General features: G+C 62.4%; 14 protein-coding genes. 12 read left to right on the top strand and 2 right to left on the bottom strand.

The features are described 5' to 3' along the window. Positions 1-138 precede the first annotated feature (138 nt). From AC2FLX_RS12240 to AC2FLX_RS12230, 3 genes are read left to right on the top strand one after another with little or no spacing between them, the layout of a single operon-like run. Positions 139-930, top strand: coding sequence for a hypothetical protein (locus tag AC2FLX_RS12240; RefSeq protein ID WP_496809743.1), 792 nt, complete (start codon positions 139-141; stop codon positions 928-930). A 52-nt stretch (positions 931-982) separates the two neighbouring features. Then, entirely contained in the window at positions 983-2,431 is a 1,449-nt protein-coding gene (locus AC2FLX_RS12235; RefSeq protein WP_496809742.1) for a TrkH family potassium uptake protein, read from the top strand. Further along, on the top strand, positions 2,431-4,005 hold the full coding sequence (locus AC2FLX_RS12230) for a 5-guanidino-2-oxopentanoate decarboxylase (protein WP_496809741.1): 1,575 nt from the start codon (positions 2,431-2,433) through the stop codon (positions 4,003-4,005). The genes AC2FLX_RS12235 and AC2FLX_RS12230 overlap by 1 nt, the downstream gene beginning before the upstream one ends. 70 nt (positions 4,006-4,075) lie before the next feature. Here the strand turns inward: AC2FLX_RS12230 and AC2FLX_RS12225 are convergent, their stop codons facing one another. Then, positions 4,076-5,818 carry a serine protease gene (locus AC2FLX_RS12225; protein WP_496809740.1) on the bottom strand — a complete coding sequence of 581 codons (1,743 nt, stop codon included), beginning with the start codon at positions 5,816-5,818 and terminating at the stop codon, positions 4,076-4,078. A gap of 214 nt (positions 5,819-6,032) precedes the next feature. Here AC2FLX_RS12225 and AC2FLX_RS12220 point away from each other — a divergent pair, with 214 nt between their 5' ends. Further along, the gene (locus AC2FLX_RS12220) at positions 6,033-6,962 is read left to right on the top strand and encodes a glycine--tRNA ligase subunit alpha (protein ID WP_480748222.1); all 930 of its coding nucleotides are present in this window, start codon (positions 6,033-6,035) and stop codon (positions 6,960-6,962) included. 14 nt (positions 6,963-6,976) lie between these two features. Here the strand turns inward: AC2FLX_RS12220 and AC2FLX_RS12215 are convergent, their stop codons facing one another. Then, positions 6,977-7,609: a MarC family protein gene (locus AC2FLX_RS12215; protein WP_496744698.1), complete on the bottom strand. Its 633-nt coding sequence runs from the start codon at positions 7,607-7,609 to the stop codon at positions 6,977-6,979. 91 nt (positions 7,610-7,700) lie between these two features. Between AC2FLX_RS12215 and AC2FLX_RS12210 the strand changes: the two genes are divergently transcribed. The 8 genes from AC2FLX_RS12210 (at position 7,701) to folP (ending at position 18,574) form a co-directional block, all read left to right on the top strand. Beyond that, positions 7,701-8,225, top strand: coding sequence for a DUF6446 family protein (locus tag AC2FLX_RS12210; RefSeq protein ID WP_496806932.1), 525 nt, complete (start codon positions 7,701-7,703; stop codon positions 8,223-8,225). Positions 8,226-8,234: 9 nt separating this feature from the next. Continuing rightward, positions 8,235-9,431, top strand: a complete 1,197-nt coding sequence (gene gltS / locus AC2FLX_RS12205; RefSeq protein WP_496809739.1) for a sodium/glutamate symporter — start codon at positions 8,235-8,237, stop codon at positions 9,429-9,431. Between the two features lie 9 nt (positions 9,432-9,440). Further along, positions 9,441-11,648, top strand: coding sequence for a glycine--tRNA ligase subunit beta (gene glyS, locus AC2FLX_RS12200; RefSeq protein ID WP_496809738.1), 2,208 nt, complete (start codon positions 9,441-9,443; stop codon positions 11,646-11,648). Positions 11,649-11,735: 87 nt separating this feature from the next. Next, positions 11,736-14,276: a putative PEP-binding protein gene (locus AC2FLX_RS12195; RefSeq protein WP_496744690.1), complete on the top strand. Its 2,541-nt coding sequence runs from the start codon at positions 11,736-11,738 to the stop codon at positions 14,274-14,276. A gap of 187 nt (positions 14,277-14,463) precedes the next feature. Then, positions 14,464-15,105 carry a cell wall hydrolase gene (locus AC2FLX_RS12190; RefSeq protein ID WP_480748228.1) on the top strand — a complete coding sequence of 214 codons (642 nt, stop codon included), beginning with the start codon at positions 14,464-14,466 and terminating at the stop codon, positions 15,103-15,105. 73 nt (positions 15,106-15,178) lie between these two features. After that, positions 15,179-16,555 (top strand): multicopper oxidase family protein, encoded by a 1,377-nt coding sequence (locus tag AC2FLX_RS12185; RefSeq protein WP_496809737.1) that lies wholly within the window; start codon positions 15,179-15,181, stop codon positions 16,553-16,555. Between the two features lie 103 nt (positions 16,556-16,658). Next, entirely contained in the window at positions 16,659-17,579 is a 921-nt protein-coding gene (locus tag AC2FLX_RS12180; protein ID WP_480748230.1) for a dihydroneopterin aldolase, read from the top strand. Beyond that, a complete protein-coding gene (folP, locus tag AC2FLX_RS12175; RefSeq protein ID WP_496744684.1) occupies positions 17,576-18,574 on the top strand; it encodes a dihydropteroate synthase in 999 nt (332 codons plus the stop codon). The genes AC2FLX_RS12180 and folP overlap by 4 nt, the downstream gene beginning before the upstream one ends. Positions 18,575-18,600: the final 26 nt, after the last annotated feature.

Genomic DNA, 18,600 nt, shown 5'->3' with positions numbered 1-18,600 from the left:
GTCAAAAGCGGACTAGGCCTTTGATGTACAATACCTTTGTTGGCAAGGCGCGTCACCGCCAGATACCTGTTAACCAGTGGCCTGATTCTCTTTCTTCACCTGCTCCTGCTTGCTTTTTCTTATAGGAGACACTCTTCAATGAATCCGATTTCCCAACCGTTCGAATATCAGGCCGCCGCGATGCGCTTGGCGGGCTATGTTCTGACAAACAATCTGCGGATCATGCAGATCATGACACGCTCGGCCCTTGATGCACCAATGGCGCAAGTGCGCGCGCTTCAGGCCGCCTCTTCGGTACCATCTTGCCAGGCTCGCACAGAACGCGATGTTCAACCAGAGCCAAAGGCAACTGCCAAAACCTATAGTACCGAAGCCAAACCGACGTTCCGGACAAAACAAGCCGCGCCGATCAACACACAGAAAACACGGAAAGTTTCCGAAGTCGTCCCCAAGACAACAGCGCCAACGCAAGCACCGAAACCAGAGCACGCTTCGGCCCAAAAGGCTCAGGAAGGCGGCGCGCAGGCAGCGGTGGCGCCTGAAACTAGCGTAAAACCCGCAACACCCGATCAGCCGACTGGGCAAGTGCAGAAACCGGTTCAGAAAGAGGCCAAAACAGTTCCGGAAACGATGGTCGCAGATAAGAATCCCGTGGCAACGACACCGGAACCACGGCCTTCACGGGATGACACAGCGAATGCCGGTACAGATGGCAAGCCGACGCTTCCGGGTAAAAGCCCCAAGGCGTCAGAGGCCAACAGGGCGGACGTAACGACCAAACCCGTGGCGCCCGTGACTTCACCGCCCAAATCTCCACCGGTTCGTTCGGCCTCTACCAAAAAGCCCGCGTCAAAGGCATCGCCCCGCAGAACGCGGAAACCATCACGACCGCCGACAATGCCGGGACCAAAGCCCAAAACCGACGGCTAGACAGCGGCCTTTGCCTTGACAGTGCCGGAATGACGCGCCAACGCTGCGCGTCATGATTGACCTACGCCCTGTCGGATACGTGATCGGCCTTCTGGTCGCCATTCTTGGCGCGACCATGCTGTTTCCGATGCTTGCCGACCTGATCGAGGGGCGCGGTGAGTGGCATGTGTTTCTCGAAAGCGGGGTCATCACACTGCTTTCGGGCACCGTGCTGGCGCTCAGCTGCGCCAACGGCGTGCGCGAGGGTCTGACGATCCGGCAGACATTTCTGGTCACAACAACCGTCTGGGTCGCCCTGCCGTTCTTCGGTGCGCTGCCACTGATGCTCGGGGCCACTGAACTGCGTTTCGTGGACGCGTTCTTCGAGGCGATGTCGGGTCTCACCACAACCGGCTCGACGGTAGTCGCCGGTCTTGATGATTTGCCGCGCGGAATTCTTTTGTGGCGCGGTATCCTGCAGTGGCTTGGCGGGATCGGGATCATCGTCGTGGCAATGGTGTTCCTGCCCGAACTGCGCGTGGGCGGCATGCAGATCTTCCGCTCGGAAGGATTTGAAACCATGGGGAAAATCTTGCCGCGCGCGCAAGAGATCGCGGGGCAGATTGCCTATATCTACATTGCTCTGACGGCCATTTGCGCCCTGGTCTACACCACTTTGGGGATGAGCTTTTTTGATGCGCTGGTGCACGCGATGACAACGATTGCCACCGGAGGGTTTTCCAACTACGACGCGTCGTTCGGTACCTTCTCGGGTCCGGCGGAATACGCGGCATCGATCTTCATGATCGTCGCGGCGCTTCCCTTTGTCCGCTACGTCCAACTGGTGAACGGTTCCGCTCAACCCCTTTGGCGCGACAGCCAGATCCGGGCCTTTCTGGCGACCATTGCCGTTCTTGTCATCATCACCACCATTGTCCTGACTAACATCTTCCCCCGTCACATCGAACAGGCCTTCCGCGAGGCGCTGTTCAACATCACCTCGATCATTTCGGGAACGGGATATGCCAGCGTCGATTACATGAACTGGGGCAGTTTCCTGATTGCCGTCTTTTTCTTCATCGGTCTGATCGGCGGCTGTGCCGGATCAACCGCCTGTTCGATCAAGATATTCCGCTATCAGTTGCTGTTCGCCTCGATCAAGACCCAGATTCAGCGTACCCGGTCGCCCCACGGTATATTCACCCCCCGATATGATGGACGCCCCGTCGGCCCCGATGTTCTCAGCTCGGTCATGAGCTTTTTCGTGTTCTTCGTGGTGTCGATGGGAATCCTGTCCTGGGGGCTGGCACTGACCGGGCTCGACTTCATCACTGCTGTGTCCGGTGCCGCCGCCGCACTGGCCAATATCGGCCCCGGCCTCGGTCCGCAAATCGGCCCCTCGGGCAATTTCGCGGGGCTGAACGACACCGCGAAATGGATGTTGTCCGCCGGGATGCTGATCGGGCGGCTGGAACTTCTGGCCGTTTATGTGATCTTCACCCGCAAATTCTGGAGAAACTGATGAAAAGGCCACTCGGCGCGCAGATATCGCACATGCTCAGGGATCGTGGGGTTGATGTCATCTTTGGCATTCCCGGTGTTCATAATCAGGAAATGTACCGGGGCATCGAAGAGGCCGGCATCACCCATATCCTGACCCGCCACGAACAGGGCGCGGGGTTCATGGCCGACGGCTATGCGCGGGCGACGGGCAGACCGGGGGTGGCTTACGTGATCACCGGGCCGGGCCTGTGCAACATCATGACGCCGATGGGGCAGGGGTATTCGGATTCGGTTCCGATGCTGGTGATCTCCTCCTGCCTTGACGAGGTTTCGGCACGTCGCGGGCAACTGCACCAGATGAAGGATCAAGAGGCGGCGGCGGCCACGGTTTGCGACTGGTCCCATTGCGCCAACTCTCCCCAGGCCGCCTATGGCCTGATCGAACGCGCCTTTGAAGAGTTCGAGATCAATCGCCCGCGGCCCAAGCACATTCAGGTGCCGATCGCCCAGCTGCAGGGTGATGCCGAACCCGCGCCGTTCCCGTTCCAGCCCGCGCTGCGCACCAAGGCGCTCAAGCCCGATGTCGCCCCAGTCATTTCCATGCTGAACACCGCGCGGCGACCCCTGTTCATTCTGGGTGGCGGGACGAAATCGAACCTGTGGCGGCAGATCCTGACACAGCTGGGTGCGGCCTGCTTCACCACATATGCCGGACGTGGGTTGGCGGGGGTGGGATATGCGCTCGATTTCGGCGCGACGCTGGCCCGCCCGGGCAGCGCCGAGGTGATCGCATCCGCCGATCTGGTGGTGGCGGTCGGCACCGAACTTGCCGAGGTCGACCTGTGGCGCACCGATCTGGGCCACAAGGCACCGCTGATCCGCGTCGATATCGACACCGAAGTCCTGGCCGACGGCCACCGCGCGGCGGTCAAGCTGCAGGCAGATGGCGAAAGCTTCACCCGCGCGCTCTGGTCCGAATCCGAGACCCTGAAAACGGCAACCGGTTGGAACGCCCAAGAGGTAGCCGAGACAAAGGCGCGCTGGCGGGCCGAGGTTGACGCCGAACGCCCGGGCATCGTTCGTGTCGCGGATGCGCTCAAGGCCGCCATGCCGGCGGAAACGATGATCTATTCCGACATGACCCAGTTTGCCTATGTGGCCAAGGAAGTGTGGGACATGCCCTATCCCTATCACTGGCACCACCCCACAGGGTTTGGCACATTGGGTTATGCCCTGCCTGCCGGGATCGGCGGCGCGGTCGGTCGGCGCGGCAAGCCGACGGCGGTGATCGCCGGCGACTACGGGTTTCATTATACGATGCAGGAATTGGGCGTGGCGGTCGAACTCGGCCTGCCGCTGCCGATCATCCTGTGGGACAACGGCAAACTGAAAGAGATCGAGGACAGCATGGTGCGGAGTCAGATCGCGCCAAATGCGGTCATCGCCCGCAACCCTGATTTCTGCAAACTGGCCGAAGCCTTTGGCGCTGCTGCGGCCGCCCCCCAAACATTGGACGAGATGCAAACGGCGGTGCGTACCGCGTTCAGGGCCAACGGGCCAACCCTGATCCGTGTGACCCCGGATATCGCCTGATCCACGCAGACAAACTGAAAAAGCCCGCAGCGTGCAAGGCTGCGGGCTTTTGCGTTTCGAAACAAGTGTATCAGTCCCAGCAGCTGACCAGAACCGTCATTCCCAGCGCCCGACGCAGCAACTCGTTCGGCGTGACGCTCTCTGCACCGCTCGCCGCTTGCGGGCTCAGCCCCTTGTCGGCCAGCGCGGTTTCCAGCGCTGCGGACGCTGCCGCCAGGCTGACATCGACCGGCAGCGTCTGCCCGGTCTTGGGATCGGGCAGCAGCATGCCCAGAACCGCGCCGGTCTGGTCGAATACCGGCCCTCCGGCATCGCCACTTTGCGCCTCAAGCTCCAGCCGGGACGTTTTAGCGTTGCCATCAAGCCCCCGGATATCGGCCAGCTTGCCATAGGTCAGCGTGGGCGAGCCCAACGCGCCCTCATAGGAAAAGCCCGCCACCGCAACCTCGGATTGCAGGCGCGGCGTGGCGGTCACGAACTGTGCCACCGACATCGGTGCAAGCGTCTCGGTCGGGCGCAGCAGGGCCACGCCAAGACTTGTATCGCCGCCGATGACTTCGGCGACATGATCGTCGTTCAGGGTGATCCGGGCGCAGCCCTCGGTCACTTCGCTCACCGTGGCGACCGTGCCGCTGGCATCGACGAAAAAGCCCGACCGCGACAGCCGGGGCTTGCGGATGTTGAGACCGGCCATCAGGTCGATGCTTTGCCCGTCATCTACGCCCGCGCTGTCCGCAAGCACTCCGCCCAGTCGGGTGAAACTGGCCTTCATGCTTGCCAGAACCCGCGCGCGACGGGCGTCATCCCCGTCAGGCCAGACCAGAGTAAAGCCCTTGATCTGTCCATCCTGCAACCCGGCCTGGGTATAGCTGACGATCCCCTTGCCGCGCCCCTCCAGCGTAAAGCTGTCGCGGCTGAACTCGCGCGGGCCGTCCAGCGGCACGATCTCCAGCGACTGCATGACATCGTATAGGCCGCGCAGTGTCGCCTGATCGCCCTGCTGGCTGATCAGCAGAACCCGCACCCCCAGATCCGAGGCGCTATCGAAATGCGCAAACGGCGCCTCATAGCGGGAAAATGCAACCGCCTCCAACGGCAGGTCCATCTCGATCCCGGCATCGCGGTCGGCATGGCGCTTCATCCCCACGCTGATCAGCGGCGCATTATAGTCGTCCATCAGGATCTTGCGCTGCTTCGTGGTCAGAACGCCGGTTTCCTGAAACCCGTTGCCATATTGCCAGTCCGCCATCGAGCGGCGTGTCCCGGCCCCAAAAGCCCCGTCAATCGCCGAGTTGTAGAACCCGGCGGCCTGCAGGGCGATCTGCAAACCCTTGCGCTCTTCCGCGGTCAAAAGCCGCTCGCTCTGGCGCGCTTCGGCCACGGTTTCATCCGGCAGATCGCTTAGGGACTGCACCGCTGTCTGTGTCTGTTCCGGGCTTTCCACAGGCGCGGTTTGCGTGGCAGGTGCCTGTGCAGAGGCGCCAATCGGCCAGAACTGCTGGTCCAATGCGCCGGGCAGGGCGATGAAACTGTCCTGCGGGATTTGCCCTTCGATGCGATAGACGCGCAGCACCTGTTCGGCATCGGACCGGGTATAAGGCCCAAGCACGATCGCGTACCAGCCCTGACGCAGCTGGAACCCGTTCACGTCGGCCAGATAGTCCGTGTAAACCTGTGCGCGATCCTGCGCCTCGCGCAGGGATGGCAGCGCTTCGATCTGAACCCAGACCGCGTCGTCCTGGCCTTGCTGCGCCACCGCAGCGCCCAATCCAAAGAAAATAAAAACGACCAAAGTCGCGAATGCTCGTATCATTTGTTGTCCCGTGTTCCGTGGGCTTATCGTTGTCAAAGCTTATGCAGGATTTTCCATCAAATGCCATGCCTGCCGCCACTGATCGCCCGGGTGTGGCGGTCGGGCGACAGCACGGGCCGGGTCGGGCGACAAAGGGCCGTTGACGCCCCCCGACCCCTTGCATAGGAAAGGCAAAACCCATTGGAACCGGGTGGACGCACCCAGAAGGACCGCCATGACCGACAAGCCCAACGCGCCGCGCTCTTTTCAGGAGATCATCCTGCGTCTGCAATCCTATTGGGCGTCAAAGGGATGCGCCATCCTGCAACCCTATGACATGGAGGTCGGCGCCGGTACCTTCCATCCGGCCACCACTCTGCGCGCTTTGGGGTCCAAACCCTGGGCTGCTGCCTACGTGCAGCCATCCCGCCGCCCTACTGACGGGCGCTATGGCGAAAACCCGAACCGTTTGCAGCATTACTATCAGTATCAGGTGCTGATCAAACCCAGCCCGCCAAACCTGCAAGAGCTCTATCTCGGTTCTCTGGAAGCCATCGGAATCGACATGGGCCTGCACGACATCCGTTTTGTCGAAGATGACTGGGAAAGCCCCACGCTGGGCGCATGGGGCCTGGGATGGGAGGTCTGGTGCGACGGCATGGAGGTCAGCCAGTTCACCTATTTCCAGCAGGTCGGCGGCCATGACTGCACTCCGGTCTCGGGCGAGCTGACTTATGGTCTGGAACGTCTGGCGATGTACGTGCTGGGCATCGACCACGTGATGGACATGCCCTTCAATGACCCCGACGCGCCCAGCCCGCTCAGCTATGGCGACATCTTCAAACAGACCGAAGAGGAATACGCCCGCTGGAACTTCGACGTGGCCAACACCGAGGTGCTGCTCAGGCATTTCCAAGAGGCCGAGGCCGAATGCGCCGCGATCCTCGCGCAGGACCATGACGATCCCAAAACCGGCAAGCGCATCGTGATGGCGCACCCCGCGTACGACCAGTGCATCAAGGCCAGCCACATCTTCAACCTGCTCGACGCGCGCGGGGTGATCTCGGTCACGGAACGCCAGGCCTATATTGGCCGGGTGCGTGCCCTGGCCAAACAATGCGCCGATGCCTTCGTGCAGACGGAGGCGGGCGGGCAGGCGGCCTGATGGGGTTGGTTCACTCAGGCCAGTCCCGGCAGCAACGCCTTGAGCCCGTCGGTGATCATGCCTATCGCGATGGCGGCAAGGATCATCCCCATGAACCGGCTCATGATCACACGGGCGGTGGTGGACAGGCGTTGCGACAGTGCCGCCGCATTCCAGAACGTCACCGCCAGCAAGGCCACAACCAACAGAAAGACTGCGACATATCCGATCAGATGCGCGGTGCCCGTGATCTTGTGGGCATAGATGATCAGCGTGGTGATGGTGCCGGGACCGACCAGAATGGGAAAGGCCAGCGGATAAAAGGCCACCGTCTCGGCGTCGGGATAGTCCTGTTTTTCCCCTTTTGTGCCGTGGTGCGAACTGGTTTCGCTTCCGTGCAGCATGTTGAACGCGATATAAAGAACCACCAGACCGCCCGCGACACGGAAATCATCGACGCTGATCCCGAACAGCTTCAGCACCTGCGCCCCAACGGCGGCAAAGCCCGCGCCCAGAATGATGCAATACAGCGCCGTTTTCAGCGCGATCTTGCGCTGATCCGCCACCGAGGCGCCACTGGTCACACTCAGGAAAACCGGCAGGTTGGTGACCGGGTTCATGATGGCAAAAAGCGCACCGAAAAATCCGACGGCAAAACTGGTATCCATGTCCGGCGCTCCCCTCTTATCTGCCGCCGGTCCAAACCTGACCGATTTTTGACTGCCCTGAAAGGGGCGGCCTGACCCAAGGAGTCCGACTATGACGGGAAAGATACTGGTTGCGATCCTTCTGGCGTGCTGTGTCGCGGCGGGTGCGGCGATGTATTATCTGCAGGTCTACGGGTTCTACTACGACGTGGCCGCCCGTCCGGGTCAGGACGTGGAACTGCTGGCCAGTGCCGACGGAACTCCCGTGGCGATCGAGTATACGGATTTCAGCGCGATCGACGCTGACAGCTCTCCGATCCGCTACCGCGCCTGTTTCCGGACAAATCTCAGCCTCGAGGACCTCTCGACGAAATATGCCGCCGTGGACGCCGCCGAACCCCTGACCGCGCCGGGCTGGTTCGACTGTTTCGACGCGGTAGAGATCGGCGTGGCGTTGAAAGACGGCACCGCGCGCGCCTATCTCGGGGCCAAGAACATCCATTTCGGCGTCGACCGCATCGTGGCCATCACCGAAACCGGACAGGGCTATGTCTGGCATGTTCTCAACAATTGTGGGCAAAAGGCCTATGACGGCACGGTGGTGGGCGAAGAATGCCCGCCGCGGCCCGAAGGATAGACGGCGCGCATGGACATACCGGCCTTCATCACCGTCACCCTTGGTTTTGCGGTCTATCTGAGCGGGGCCGCCATCAACGCGCGCTTGGCCGTTCTGCGACGCTACAACATCCCGGAACCGGTGACCGGCGGCCTGCTGGCCTCCGCCCTTTTGCTGGCGCTCTATCTTGTGTCGGGGATCGAGCTCGGGTTCGATCTGCGCCCGCGCGATTTTCTGCTGGTGCTGTTCTTTGCCGGGATCGGCCTGAATGCGCGGTTTTCCGATCTGGTGGCCGGGGGCAAACCACTGCTTTTTCTGCTGATCATCACCCTCATCTGCATGATCGCGCAGAACCTGATCGGCGTCGCCGGGGCGTGGCTTTTCGGTTTTCCCGCCCGGGCGGGCGTGCTGTTCGGCTCGGCCTCGCTGATCGGCGGGCATGGCACCGCCATCGCATGGGCACCACAGGTGGCCGACCTGACCGGTTTTCAGGGCGCGACCGAACTGGGCGTCGCCGTCGCCACGCTGGGGCTCGTTCTGGCCGCCATCGTTGGCGGCCCGGTGGCAAAATACCTAGTCGAGAAAAACAGTCTGACCTCCTCCGACCCCGATCAGGAACTGACCATCGGCGTATCCGACGAGGGGGGCAGCCATGGCAGAATCGACCACCACGCAATCATGCGGGTTTTGCTGCATCTCAACATCTCCATCGTCCTTGGTTTCTTCGCGCATCAGGCTGTTCAGGCCGCAGGCGTCATGCTGCCGCTTTTCGTGCCTTGCCTGATCATGGCCATCGTCGTGGGAAACCTGCGTACCGCGCTGTTTCCAGACGCACCCCCGGTCACCCGGACGGCTGCCCTTGGCCTGATCTCGGAATTCTCGCTTGGTGCGTTCCTGGCCATGTCGCTGATGAGCCTGCAACTCTGGACCATTGCGGGACAGGGCCTCGCCATCGCCACCATCATGCTGGCCCAGACCGCATTTACCATCGCTTTCGTCATATTTGGCCTCTTCGTCATCATGGGGCGCAGCTATATGGCGGCGGTGCTCGCCTCGGGCTTTGCCGGGTTCTCGCTGGGGGCCACTCCCACCGCGATTGCCAATATGACCGCCGTGACCAAGCAATATGGCCCGTCACCTCTTGCCTTTATCGTGCTCCCCCTTGTATCCGCCTTCTTCGTGGATATCGCCAACGCCATCGTCATCCAGACGATCGTCAATTTCTAAGGACCGACCATGCCCGACCTGCTGATCGAACTGTTTTCCGAGGAAATCCCCGCGCGCATGCAGGCGCGCGCAGGTGAGGATCTGAAAAAGCGGATCACCGATGGTCTGGTCGAGGCCGGTCTGACCTATGCCCATGCCGCAGCGCTGACCACGCCACGCCGCCTGACATTGGCGGTCGAAGGGCTGTTGACGCAAAGCCCCACTATCCGGGAAGAACGCAAAGGCCCCAAGGTCGGCGCACCCGACAAGGCCGTCGAAGGTTTCCTGCGCGGTGCCGGCATCACCCGCGACCAGCTTGAGGAGCGTGACACCCCCAAGGGCGCGATCTATTTCGCCACCATCGAAAAGCCGGGCCGTCCGGCGGCCGAGATCGTGGCCGAAGTGCTCGAAGCCGCGATCCGCAATTTCCCCTGGCCCAAATCCATGCGCTGGGGCAGTTCCACCCTTCGCTGGGTGCGTCCTCTGCATTCGATCCTGTGCATCCTGACCGACGAGACCGACGCTCAAGTGGTGCCGCTTGAGGTCGAAGGCATCGCATCCGGCAACAGCACCGAAGGTCATCGTTTCATGGCGCCGGGCCGGTTTTCGGTCACTTCCTTCGACGACTATGCCGCCAAGCTCAAGCGCGCCTATGTGATGCTGTCGCCCGGCGACCGGGCCGACCATATCTGGAACGACGCCCAGAACCTCGCCTTCGCCGCCGGGCTGGATGTGGTCGAGGACAAGGGCCTGCTGGCCGAGGTCGCGGGGCTGGTCGAATGGCCCGTTGTCCTGATGGGGCAGATCGACGCCGAATTCCTCGACCTGCCGCCCGAGGTGCTGCAGACCTCGATGAAAGAACATCAGAAATTCTTCTCGGTCCGCAATCCGAAAACAGGCCGGATTGAACGGTTCATCACCGTCGCCAACCGCGAAACCGCCGACAATGGCGCGACCATTCTGGCGGGCAATCAGAAAGTGCTGTCGGCGCGGCTGGCCGATGCCAAGTTCTTCTGGGACAACGACCTGCGCGTGGCCCGGGCAGGCATGGACGAATGGAGCGATGCGCTGGAAAACGTGACCTTCCACAACAAGCTGGGCAGTCAGGGCGACCGCATCCGCCGCATTGCCGCACTGGCCCGCGAGTTGGCGCCCGTGACTGGTGCGGATGCCGATCAGGCCGAAACAGCGGCCAAGCTTGCCAAGGCCGATCTGAGCTCTGAAATGGTCTATGAATTCCCGGAACTTCAAGGGCTTATGGGGCGGTATTACATCGAAGTTGCGGGTCAGGACGCTGCCATCGCCGCCGTGGCGCAGGAGCATTACTCACCGCTCGGCCCCTCGGATGACGTGCCCACCGCACCGCTCTCGGTCACTGTCGCACTGGCAGACAAGCTGGACACGCTGACCGGCTTCTGGGCGATTGACGAAAAGCCCACCGGATCGAAAGACCCGTTTGCCCTGCGCCGGGCGGCGCTGGGGGTTATTCGGTTGGTGCTTGCCAATGATCTTCGCATTTCGCTGGATCGACATGTCGACGCTCAACTGCTCCGCCACAAATACCACGCCCACGGCGGCGAGGCCGCGCTGCGCGACCTGATCGACGAAATCGCCGATCATGGGGTTTTTGGTGCCGCCTTCCAGGCCGTTAAGGAAAAGCTGGGCGACAATGATATCCTGGATCAGGTCGGACGCGAGGTTCCCGATCTGTCTGCGGACCTTCTGTCATTCATCCACGATCGCCTCAAGGTCTTCCTCCGTGATGAGGGCATCCGCCACGACATCATCGACGCCTGTATCGCGATGGACGGCAACGATGACCTCAACCTGCTGGTCAAACGCGCCCGTGCGCTGAACGCGGTGATCGCGACCGAGGATGGCGAGAACCTTGTGCAGGGCTTCAAGCGCGCCAACAATATCCTGACCCAGGCCGAGGAACAGGACGGCGTGGAATATTCCTATGGCGCCGATATCAAGTTCGCCGAGGCCGACAGCGAAAAGGCGCTTTTTGCCGCGCTGACCGGGGCCGAGGCGAAAATCGCCCCCGCCCTCAAGGCCGAGGATTTCCCGGCGGCGATGGCGGCGATGGCGGCCCTGCGCGCGCCGATCGACGCCTTTTTCGAAGAGGTCCAGGTCAACACCGACAACGCGGTCGTTCGCCGCAACCGGCTGAACCTGCTGAACCAGATCCGCCAGGTCTGTTCTTCGGTTGCCGATTTGACCCGGATCGAAGGCTAAGTGACCGGGCGCGCGCCAAGCGCCCGATATCACCCTTGCACCACGGGCAAAGCCGCTTATGCTGCAGGCAAGCGAAAGGATGCCGCAGTGCAGAATAATCCGGACACGACCCTCATCACCCCAGACGCGCCGGTGGCGACAACAACCCATGGTGGACGGGCGAAATGCCTTCAGCGCCTTGTGCGCCTTGATCTGCCGGTGCCGCGCACCGTGGCGTTGTCCTTTGACGCGGTGCACCACATCGCCGAAGGCGAAATGCCCGACATCGCCGCCATTCTGGGACAATTCGACCCGGCGGCGCTGCTGTGCGTCCGACCCAGTTCCGAAGATCCAGACTGGGGCGGGCCGGGGGCCATTCTGAACATCGGCATGAACGATGCCCGCTATGTCGATCTGTCCGACACGATGGGGGTCGAGGCGGCGGCCGCGCTTTACCTGCGCTTTGTGCAAAGCTACGCGATCCACGTGGCGCGGCTCGACCCGGACGAGTTCGACAATATCGAGGCCGATGGCCGCGAGGGGCTGCGCCAGTCGTTGCGCGCCTACGAGGAGGAAACCGACGAAAACTTCCCGCAGGACCGGGGCGAGCAACTGGCCGCCGTGCTGCGCTCGATGGCGCGGGCCTGGGATGGCACCACGGCCCGCCTGTTGCGACAGGCCAAGGGTGCGCCGGCGGATGCGGGTCTTGGGCTTGTGGTTCAGGAAATGATCCCCGGCGTCGGTCAGGGTGAATGCGGCTCAGGCGTGTTGCAGCTGATCGATCCGGTGACCGGCCTGTCGCAGATCACCGGTCGCTACCTCAGCCAGTCCCAGGGCCGCGACGCGTTGGGCGAGGGGGTCTCGGCGCTTTATCTCGAAAAGGACCCGCGCGGCCAGTCGCTCCAGGATGTCGCGCCCGAGGCATTTGCCGAGCTGAAAGACCACGCCGCCCTGATGCGCCGGAAATTGCGCGAGGAAATGCAGGTCGAGTTTGTGATCGAGAACGGCCATGTCCACATTCTCGATGGCGTCCGCGTCCAGCGCGGCGCGCGGGCGGCGGTACGCATCGCGGTGCATCTGGCCGAAGACGGCATCATCACCCCGCAAGAGGCGGTGATGCGGATCGATCCGCACTCGGTCAACGAGTTGCTGCACCGGCAGGTCCATCCCGAAACCAAGCGTGATGTGCTGGCAAGCGGCATTGGCGCCAGCCCGGGCGCGGCAACGGGCCGGATCGTCTTCACGGCAACCGAGGCGCAGGCCAGCGCGTCACGGCGCGAACCCTGTATTCTGGTACGCAGCGAAACCTCACCCGAAGACGTGCGCGGCATGCACGCGGCGGTCGCCGTTCTGACCGAAAAGGGTGGCATGACCAGCCACGCGGCGGTGATCGGGCGGGGCATGGGCCTGCCTTGCATCGTCGGGGCCTCAGAGATGCGGTTCCGGATGAAGGAAAAGCAGCTCGTCGCACCGGACGGGCGCATCTTCAAGACCGGTGATATCCTGACCATCGACGGCAGTTCCGGCCAGGTTCTGGCGGGCGAGCCGGAAATGCTGGAGGCCGAGCAGGACGACTGTTTCCAGACCCTGATGGCCTGGGCCGACACCGAACGTGACATCGGTATCCGGGCCAATGCCGACACACCGCAGGATGCCCAGACCGCGCGCAATTTCAACGCGCAGGGCATCGGCCTGTGCCGGACCGAGCACATGTTCTTTGATCCGGGCCGCCTGACGGTGATGCGCGAAATGATCTTTGCCCAGACCCCGTCAGGGCGTGCGGCAGTTCTGGAACGTCTACTACCCATGCAACGTGATGATTTCGTACAGCTTTTCCGTATCATGGAAGGGCAACCGGTGTGTATCCGCCTGTTCGATCCGCCCTTGCACGAGTTTCTGCCTACCACCCGCAGCGGTCAGCGCGAACTGGCCGACGCGCTGGATCTTCCGGTCTCGGACGTCGAACGCCGGGTTGCGGCGATGACCGAATACAATCCCATGCTGGGCCTGCGCGGCGTGCGCTTGGGCGTCACCGTGCCGGAAATCTATGACATGCAGGCCCGCGCCATCTTCGAGGCGACGCTGGAGGCCAGCATGGAGGGTGCGCCGGTGGTACCCGAGGTGATGATCCCGCTGGTCTCTGCCAAGCGCGAGGTGGAACTGGTCAAGGCGCGCATCGATGCCGTGGCTGCGGCCGTGGCCTCGGAACGGGATCAGGAGTTCGACTATCGACTCGGCGTGATGGTGGAAACCCCGCGCGCCTGTCTGCGTGCCGAAGAAATCGCTCCGCATGTCGCGTTTCTGAGCTTTGGCACCAACGATCTGACGCAGATGACCTATGGTTTGTCGCGCGATGACGCGGGCCGGTTCATGTCGGCCTATGTGCGCCAGGGTGTTTTTGTCGAGGACCCGTTTCATGTCCTTGATACGGATGGGGTTGGCGAGCTGCTGCAACTGGGCGCTGAACGCGGTCGCAAAGCGCAACCGGACGTGACGCTTTCGGTCTGTGGTGAACACGGCGGGAACCCCGAATCAATCGCGTTTTGCCGGGCAGCGGGGTTCGACTATGTGTCATGCTCGCCTTTCCGGGTGCCGGTCGCTCGGCTGGCAGCCGCTCAACTGGCGATATCCTCCAAACTTGGGGGTTGACAGGCGCATAATACACCAGGTTTAGTGGGGGAAACGTGGACTCTGGGTCACAGAATTTTGCTTGAATGGGCAAGATTCCACTTGCGTTTTTCCCTGAACTGGACCTTCGCCATCAAGTGGGTTATGAGCCTCCTCGCGCCCGCCGGGGGAGGGTATGGCGCTTAAGTGCCTGTGCGAGGTTTTCTGAATGATACGTTTTGTTGCTGCTGCGGCGGTCATGACCGCCTTTTTGTTGCCTACGACATCCAATGCGGAACGTGAGCCGGTCTATTCCGGTGGGTCCGAGGTGGTGAGCCGGAACGAACAACCGGGTCAGAGTTTTCGCGACTATCTGAAGTTCCTGAAGCCGAAAAAGGAAGCGGACCCGATCGAGGTCAGCTATACCCGCGACTGGCTCGACCAGCGACCCAAGGCGACAGGTGGTGAAAGATGGCAGTGCCTGGCCGAGGCTCTGTACTTCGAAGCCCGTGGCGAAAGCGTCAAGGGTCAGTTTGCCGTCGCCGAGGTCATCCTGAACCGCGTGGCGAACGAGCGGTTTCCCGATACGGTGTGTGGTGTCATTCGTCAGGGGACAGGTCGAAAGTACCAGTGCCAGTTCACCTATACCTGCGACGGCCACAAGGAAGTGATCGCGGAAAAAGAAGCCTATGAACGTGTGGCCAAGGTCGCCCGTCTGGCGATTGACGGTGTGGCCGATGACATCACCGATGGTGCCACCCACTATCACACCAAGGCGGTCCGCCCGTCCTGGTCGCGCGTCTTCAAGGAAACCGCGCGCGTCGGAGTGCACATTTTCTACCGGCCCAACTACCGCACTGCCAGCAACTGATTGACGCACCCGCGCTGGAACCCTGATGGCAGGGTGCGCGCAAATGCCTATATTGCGGTTCAGGAGGACCGCGATGAAACTCACCCGGCGGCAGGTACTGGCAGCTTCGGCTGCAATGGCGGCGTTTCCCGTTCGCGCAAGGGCGGCTTTGCCCGTTCTCGAAGCGCGCGAGGCAATTCAGCAGATCGCGCCCGACAGCTATGATCCCACGCAGATCTGGAGCTTTGACGGCACCGCGCCGGGGCCGGAAATCCGGGTCAGGCAGGGGGCCCGCGTACAGCGGCGTATCCTCAACTCGTTGCCGCAACCGACCTCGGTTCACTGGCATGGTATCCGCATCGACAACGCCATGGATGGGGTGCCGGGCCTGACACAGGATCCTATCCAGCCCGGCGAAAGCTTCGATTACGACTTTACCGTGCCCGACGCCGGAACCTACTGGTATCACGCGCACAATCAGACAGTCGAGCAGGTGGCCAGGGGGCTGCACGGACCGCTGATCGTTGACGAACCGGTTGCCCCGGATATCGACCGGGACCTGACACTGGCGCTGGACGATTGGCGCCTGTCGCCCGAAACCGCGCAAATTACCGAGGATTTCGACAACGGGCATGACCTCAGCCATGCCGGGCGCCTCGGTAACCTTCTGACTGTCAACGGCCGTTTCGATCCGGGTTTCGACGTTTCCACCAATGACCGGCTGCGGCTGCGGCTTATCAACGTGGCCAATGCGCGCGTGTTCGATCTTGGGCTCGACGGGCTGGATGGCTGGATCGTGGCGCTTGATGGTATGCCGCTGGATCAGCCGCAACGGGTCAACGGCTCCTTCCCGCTGGCCCCGGCGCAGCGTGTCGACCTGCTTGTCGATGTCACAGTCGAACGCGGTCTGACGGCCAGCCTCGTCAGCATCGAAAGGGACGGGGGTTTTGGTCTGGCCCGGTTCGACGTGCGTGGTCAGAACACTCAGAACCGCCGCAACACACCGGCTCCGCTGCCGCCCAATTCGGTCGGGCAGGGGCTGAGCCTTGACGACGCACCGCTGCACCGGATGGCGATGCAGGGCGGCGCAATGCGCTGGCTGGATCACGCGCAGATCGACGGCGTTGATCTGACAGGTCAGGAACTGGCCGAACTGGGCCGGTTCTGGGCGCTGAACGGACAGGCGGCAAGGCCAGCCGACCCGTTCCTTGATGCCGCGCGCGGCAGTTCGCACCGGATCGAGTTCGTGAACGACACCGCGTTTTTCCATGCCATGCATATGCATGGCCACCATTTCCGCCTGATCCAGCCCGATGGTTCTTTGGGTCCGTGGCGCGATACGGTTCTGGTTGCGCCCGGCGAAACCCGCCAGGTCGCGCTGATGGCGGACAATCCGGGCAACTGGCTGTTGCATTGCCACATGCTTGGACACGCGGCTTCTGGTATGATGAGCTGGTTCAGGGTTTCCTGACGACGTATTCTGTCGCTGGTGTGGCGTTTGTGAAGCTGTTATAGGCTGCCGCAACGTCTATCTAGGGCGGACCCGTCCATCGAGCCGAAAAAAGGCCAGATCAATGAGTTCTGAAATCCGCCTCGCATTTGCGCACCCGTCCGAACGCTCCGAAGCCACCGCGCCGCGCGGGCCGCTGGACCGTATCTCGTTGCGTGACCACATCGTCGAGGTCGAGATTGGCGCCTTTCAGGCCGAGCGCGGCACCACCCAGCGCATCTGTTTCAATATCGTGGTCGAGGTCAAACCCCTGACCGGGCCGATTGATGACGATGTCGACCGCATCCTGTCCTATGATCGGGTGACCGAGGCCATCGCACATGAGCTGTCCGCAGAACGCCTAAACCTGCTGGAAACACTGGCCGAGCGTGTAGCGGAACGCATTCTGCTTGAACCTCAGGCCGTAAGGGCCTTTGTCCGCATCGAAAAACTTGATCGTGGCCCCGGCGCATTGGGGGTCGAGATCGTGCGCGGCAAAGACAAGCTCCATCATGACGTCGCCGCCGAGGAACGCCCCCATCCCCGCCTCGTCTTCCTGTCGAACGAGGCGATTTCGTCGCCCAACCTGACGGCATGGATCGACCAGCTGGAACATCGCAGGCGCCCGCTGATCCTGTGCGTCGGGGCTTCGCCACTTGCGGTGCCACAGACCGGGCACGCGATGACCCAGCGCCGGATCGATCTTCTGGCCATCGAACAGAACGCCTGGGTTCTGGCAGCGCGCGATCACCGCTGCGTTGTCGTCTCGACCCGGACCGAACTGGACTGGGCCATGAAGAACGGCCAGATCTGCGTCTGGGCGCCGTCCAAGATCGTGCTCGACGCGGTGGACGGCCCCTCGGCCAAACGCGCTGATGCCGTGGCGCTGTCGGCCTGGTTTGCGGCAACCTTCGAAGCCAGTGAAATGCTGGTGATCGGCGGCAATCTGCCGGAAGAGGCCAGCGTGCCCCTGCGCCAGATTCCGGTGGAGAAGGCCCAACTGTGAGCGACTACTACCGCCCACTGGTGCAACAGGGCCAGACGCAGCCCGATGGGGCCGTCCCGCTGGCAGGGACGGATATGTGGTTCACCCATGCCGAAAGACTTGACCGAAACGCCCCCGCGTCCGTCATCGAGGCGCGCGCGATCCCGGCGCAGGCACTCGACCGGCTGATCGCGCCCCGTGCCCCGGTCGCCGGTCTGGGTATGGGCCAGCCGCAGATCATGGGGGTCATCAACACCACGCCGGACAGTTTTTCCGATGGAGGGCGGCACGACACCGTCGAAACCGCCCGCGCGGCAGCGCTCGAAATGGTGGCGCATGGGGCAACGCTTCTGGATATTGGCGGCGAATCCACCCGGCCCGGGTCGCAGACCGTGGCCATCGCCGAGGAAATCGCCCGCACCGTTCCCATAATCACGGCCATCCGCGCCGAAACGGATACGGCAATCTCGATCGACACCCGCAAGACGGCTGTGGCGCAGGCCGCTGTTGCGGCGGGGGCCACGCTCGTCAATGACGTTTCGGGTTTCGTGTTCGATCCTGATCTCGCGCCCTATTGCGCCGCGCATCAGCTGCCGGTCTGTGTCATGCACATGCAGGGCGATCCGGCGACAATGCAGGACGAGCCACACTATGACAATGTGCTGCTCGACGTGTACGATTTTCTTGAGTCTCAGGTTTCCCGACTTGAGGCTCAGGGCCTTTCACGGTCGAACATCGTGGTCGATCCGGGGATCGGTTTTGGCAAGACCGAGGCGCACAACCTGACCCTGCTGCGCAATCTCAGCCTGTTTCACGGTCTGGGCTGCCCGATCCTGTTGGGCGTGTCCCGCAAGGGCTTCATCGGGCGGATCGGCAAGGAACCGCGCGCCGACGCCCGCGCACCGGGTTCTATCGCCGTGGCGCTGGCCGGGTTGGCGCAGGGGGTTCAGATAATCCGCGTGCATGACGTCAGGGAAACCGCGCAGGCCTTGCGCCTTTGGGCCGCAGTCCGGTAATCCTGTCGCCAGCAGCTAACGGAGGC

The organism is Ruegeria sp. YKSF57, assembly GCF_059612585.1.
The sequence above is the reverse complement of the archived record's forward strand: the minus strand, read 5'-3'. Positions and strand labels throughout refer to the sequence as shown.

Coding starts and splice junctions, on each gene's coding strand:
- AC2FLX_RS12240 (WP_496809743.1), top strand. CDS start 139: ATGAATCCGATTTCCCAACCGTTCGAATATCAGGCCGCCGCGATGCGC.
- AC2FLX_RS12235 (WP_496809742.1), top strand. CDS start 983: ATGATTGACCTACGCCCTGTCGGATACGTGATCGGCCTTCTGGTCGCC.
- AC2FLX_RS12230 (WP_496809741.1), top strand. CDS start 2,431: ATGAAAAGGCCACTCGGCGCGCAGATATCGCACATGCTCAGGGATCGT.
- AC2FLX_RS12225 (WP_496809740.1), bottom strand. CDS start 5,818: ATGATACGAGCATTCGCGACTTTGGTCGTTTTTATTTTCTTTGGATTG.
- AC2FLX_RS12220 (WP_480748222.1), top strand. CDS start 6,033: ATGACCGACAAGCCCAACGCGCCGCGCTCTTTTCAGGAGATCATCCTG.
- AC2FLX_RS12215 (WP_496744698.1), bottom strand. CDS start 7,609: ATGGATACCAGTTTTGCCGTCGGATTTTTCGGTGCGCTTTTTGCCATC.
- AC2FLX_RS12210 (WP_496806932.1), top strand. CDS start 7,701: ATGACGGGAAAGATACTGGTTGCGATCCTTCTGGCGTGCTGTGTCGCG.
- gltS (WP_496809739.1), top strand. CDS start 8,235: ATGGACATACCGGCCTTCATCACCGTCACCCTTGGTTTTGCGGTCTAT.
- glyS (WP_496809738.1), top strand. CDS start 9,441: ATGCCCGACCTGCTGATCGAACTGTTTTCCGAGGAAATCCCCGCGCGC.
- AC2FLX_RS12190 (WP_480748228.1), top strand. CDS start 14,464: ATGATACGTTTTGTTGCTGCTGCGGCGGTCATGACCGCCTTTTTGTTG.
- AC2FLX_RS12185 (WP_496809737.1), top strand. CDS start 15,179: ATGAAACTCACCCGGCGGCAGGTACTGGCAGCTTCGGCTGCAATGGCG.
- AC2FLX_RS12180 (WP_480748230.1), top strand. CDS start 16,659: ATGAGTTCTGAAATCCGCCTCGCATTTGCGCACCCGTCCGAACGCTCC.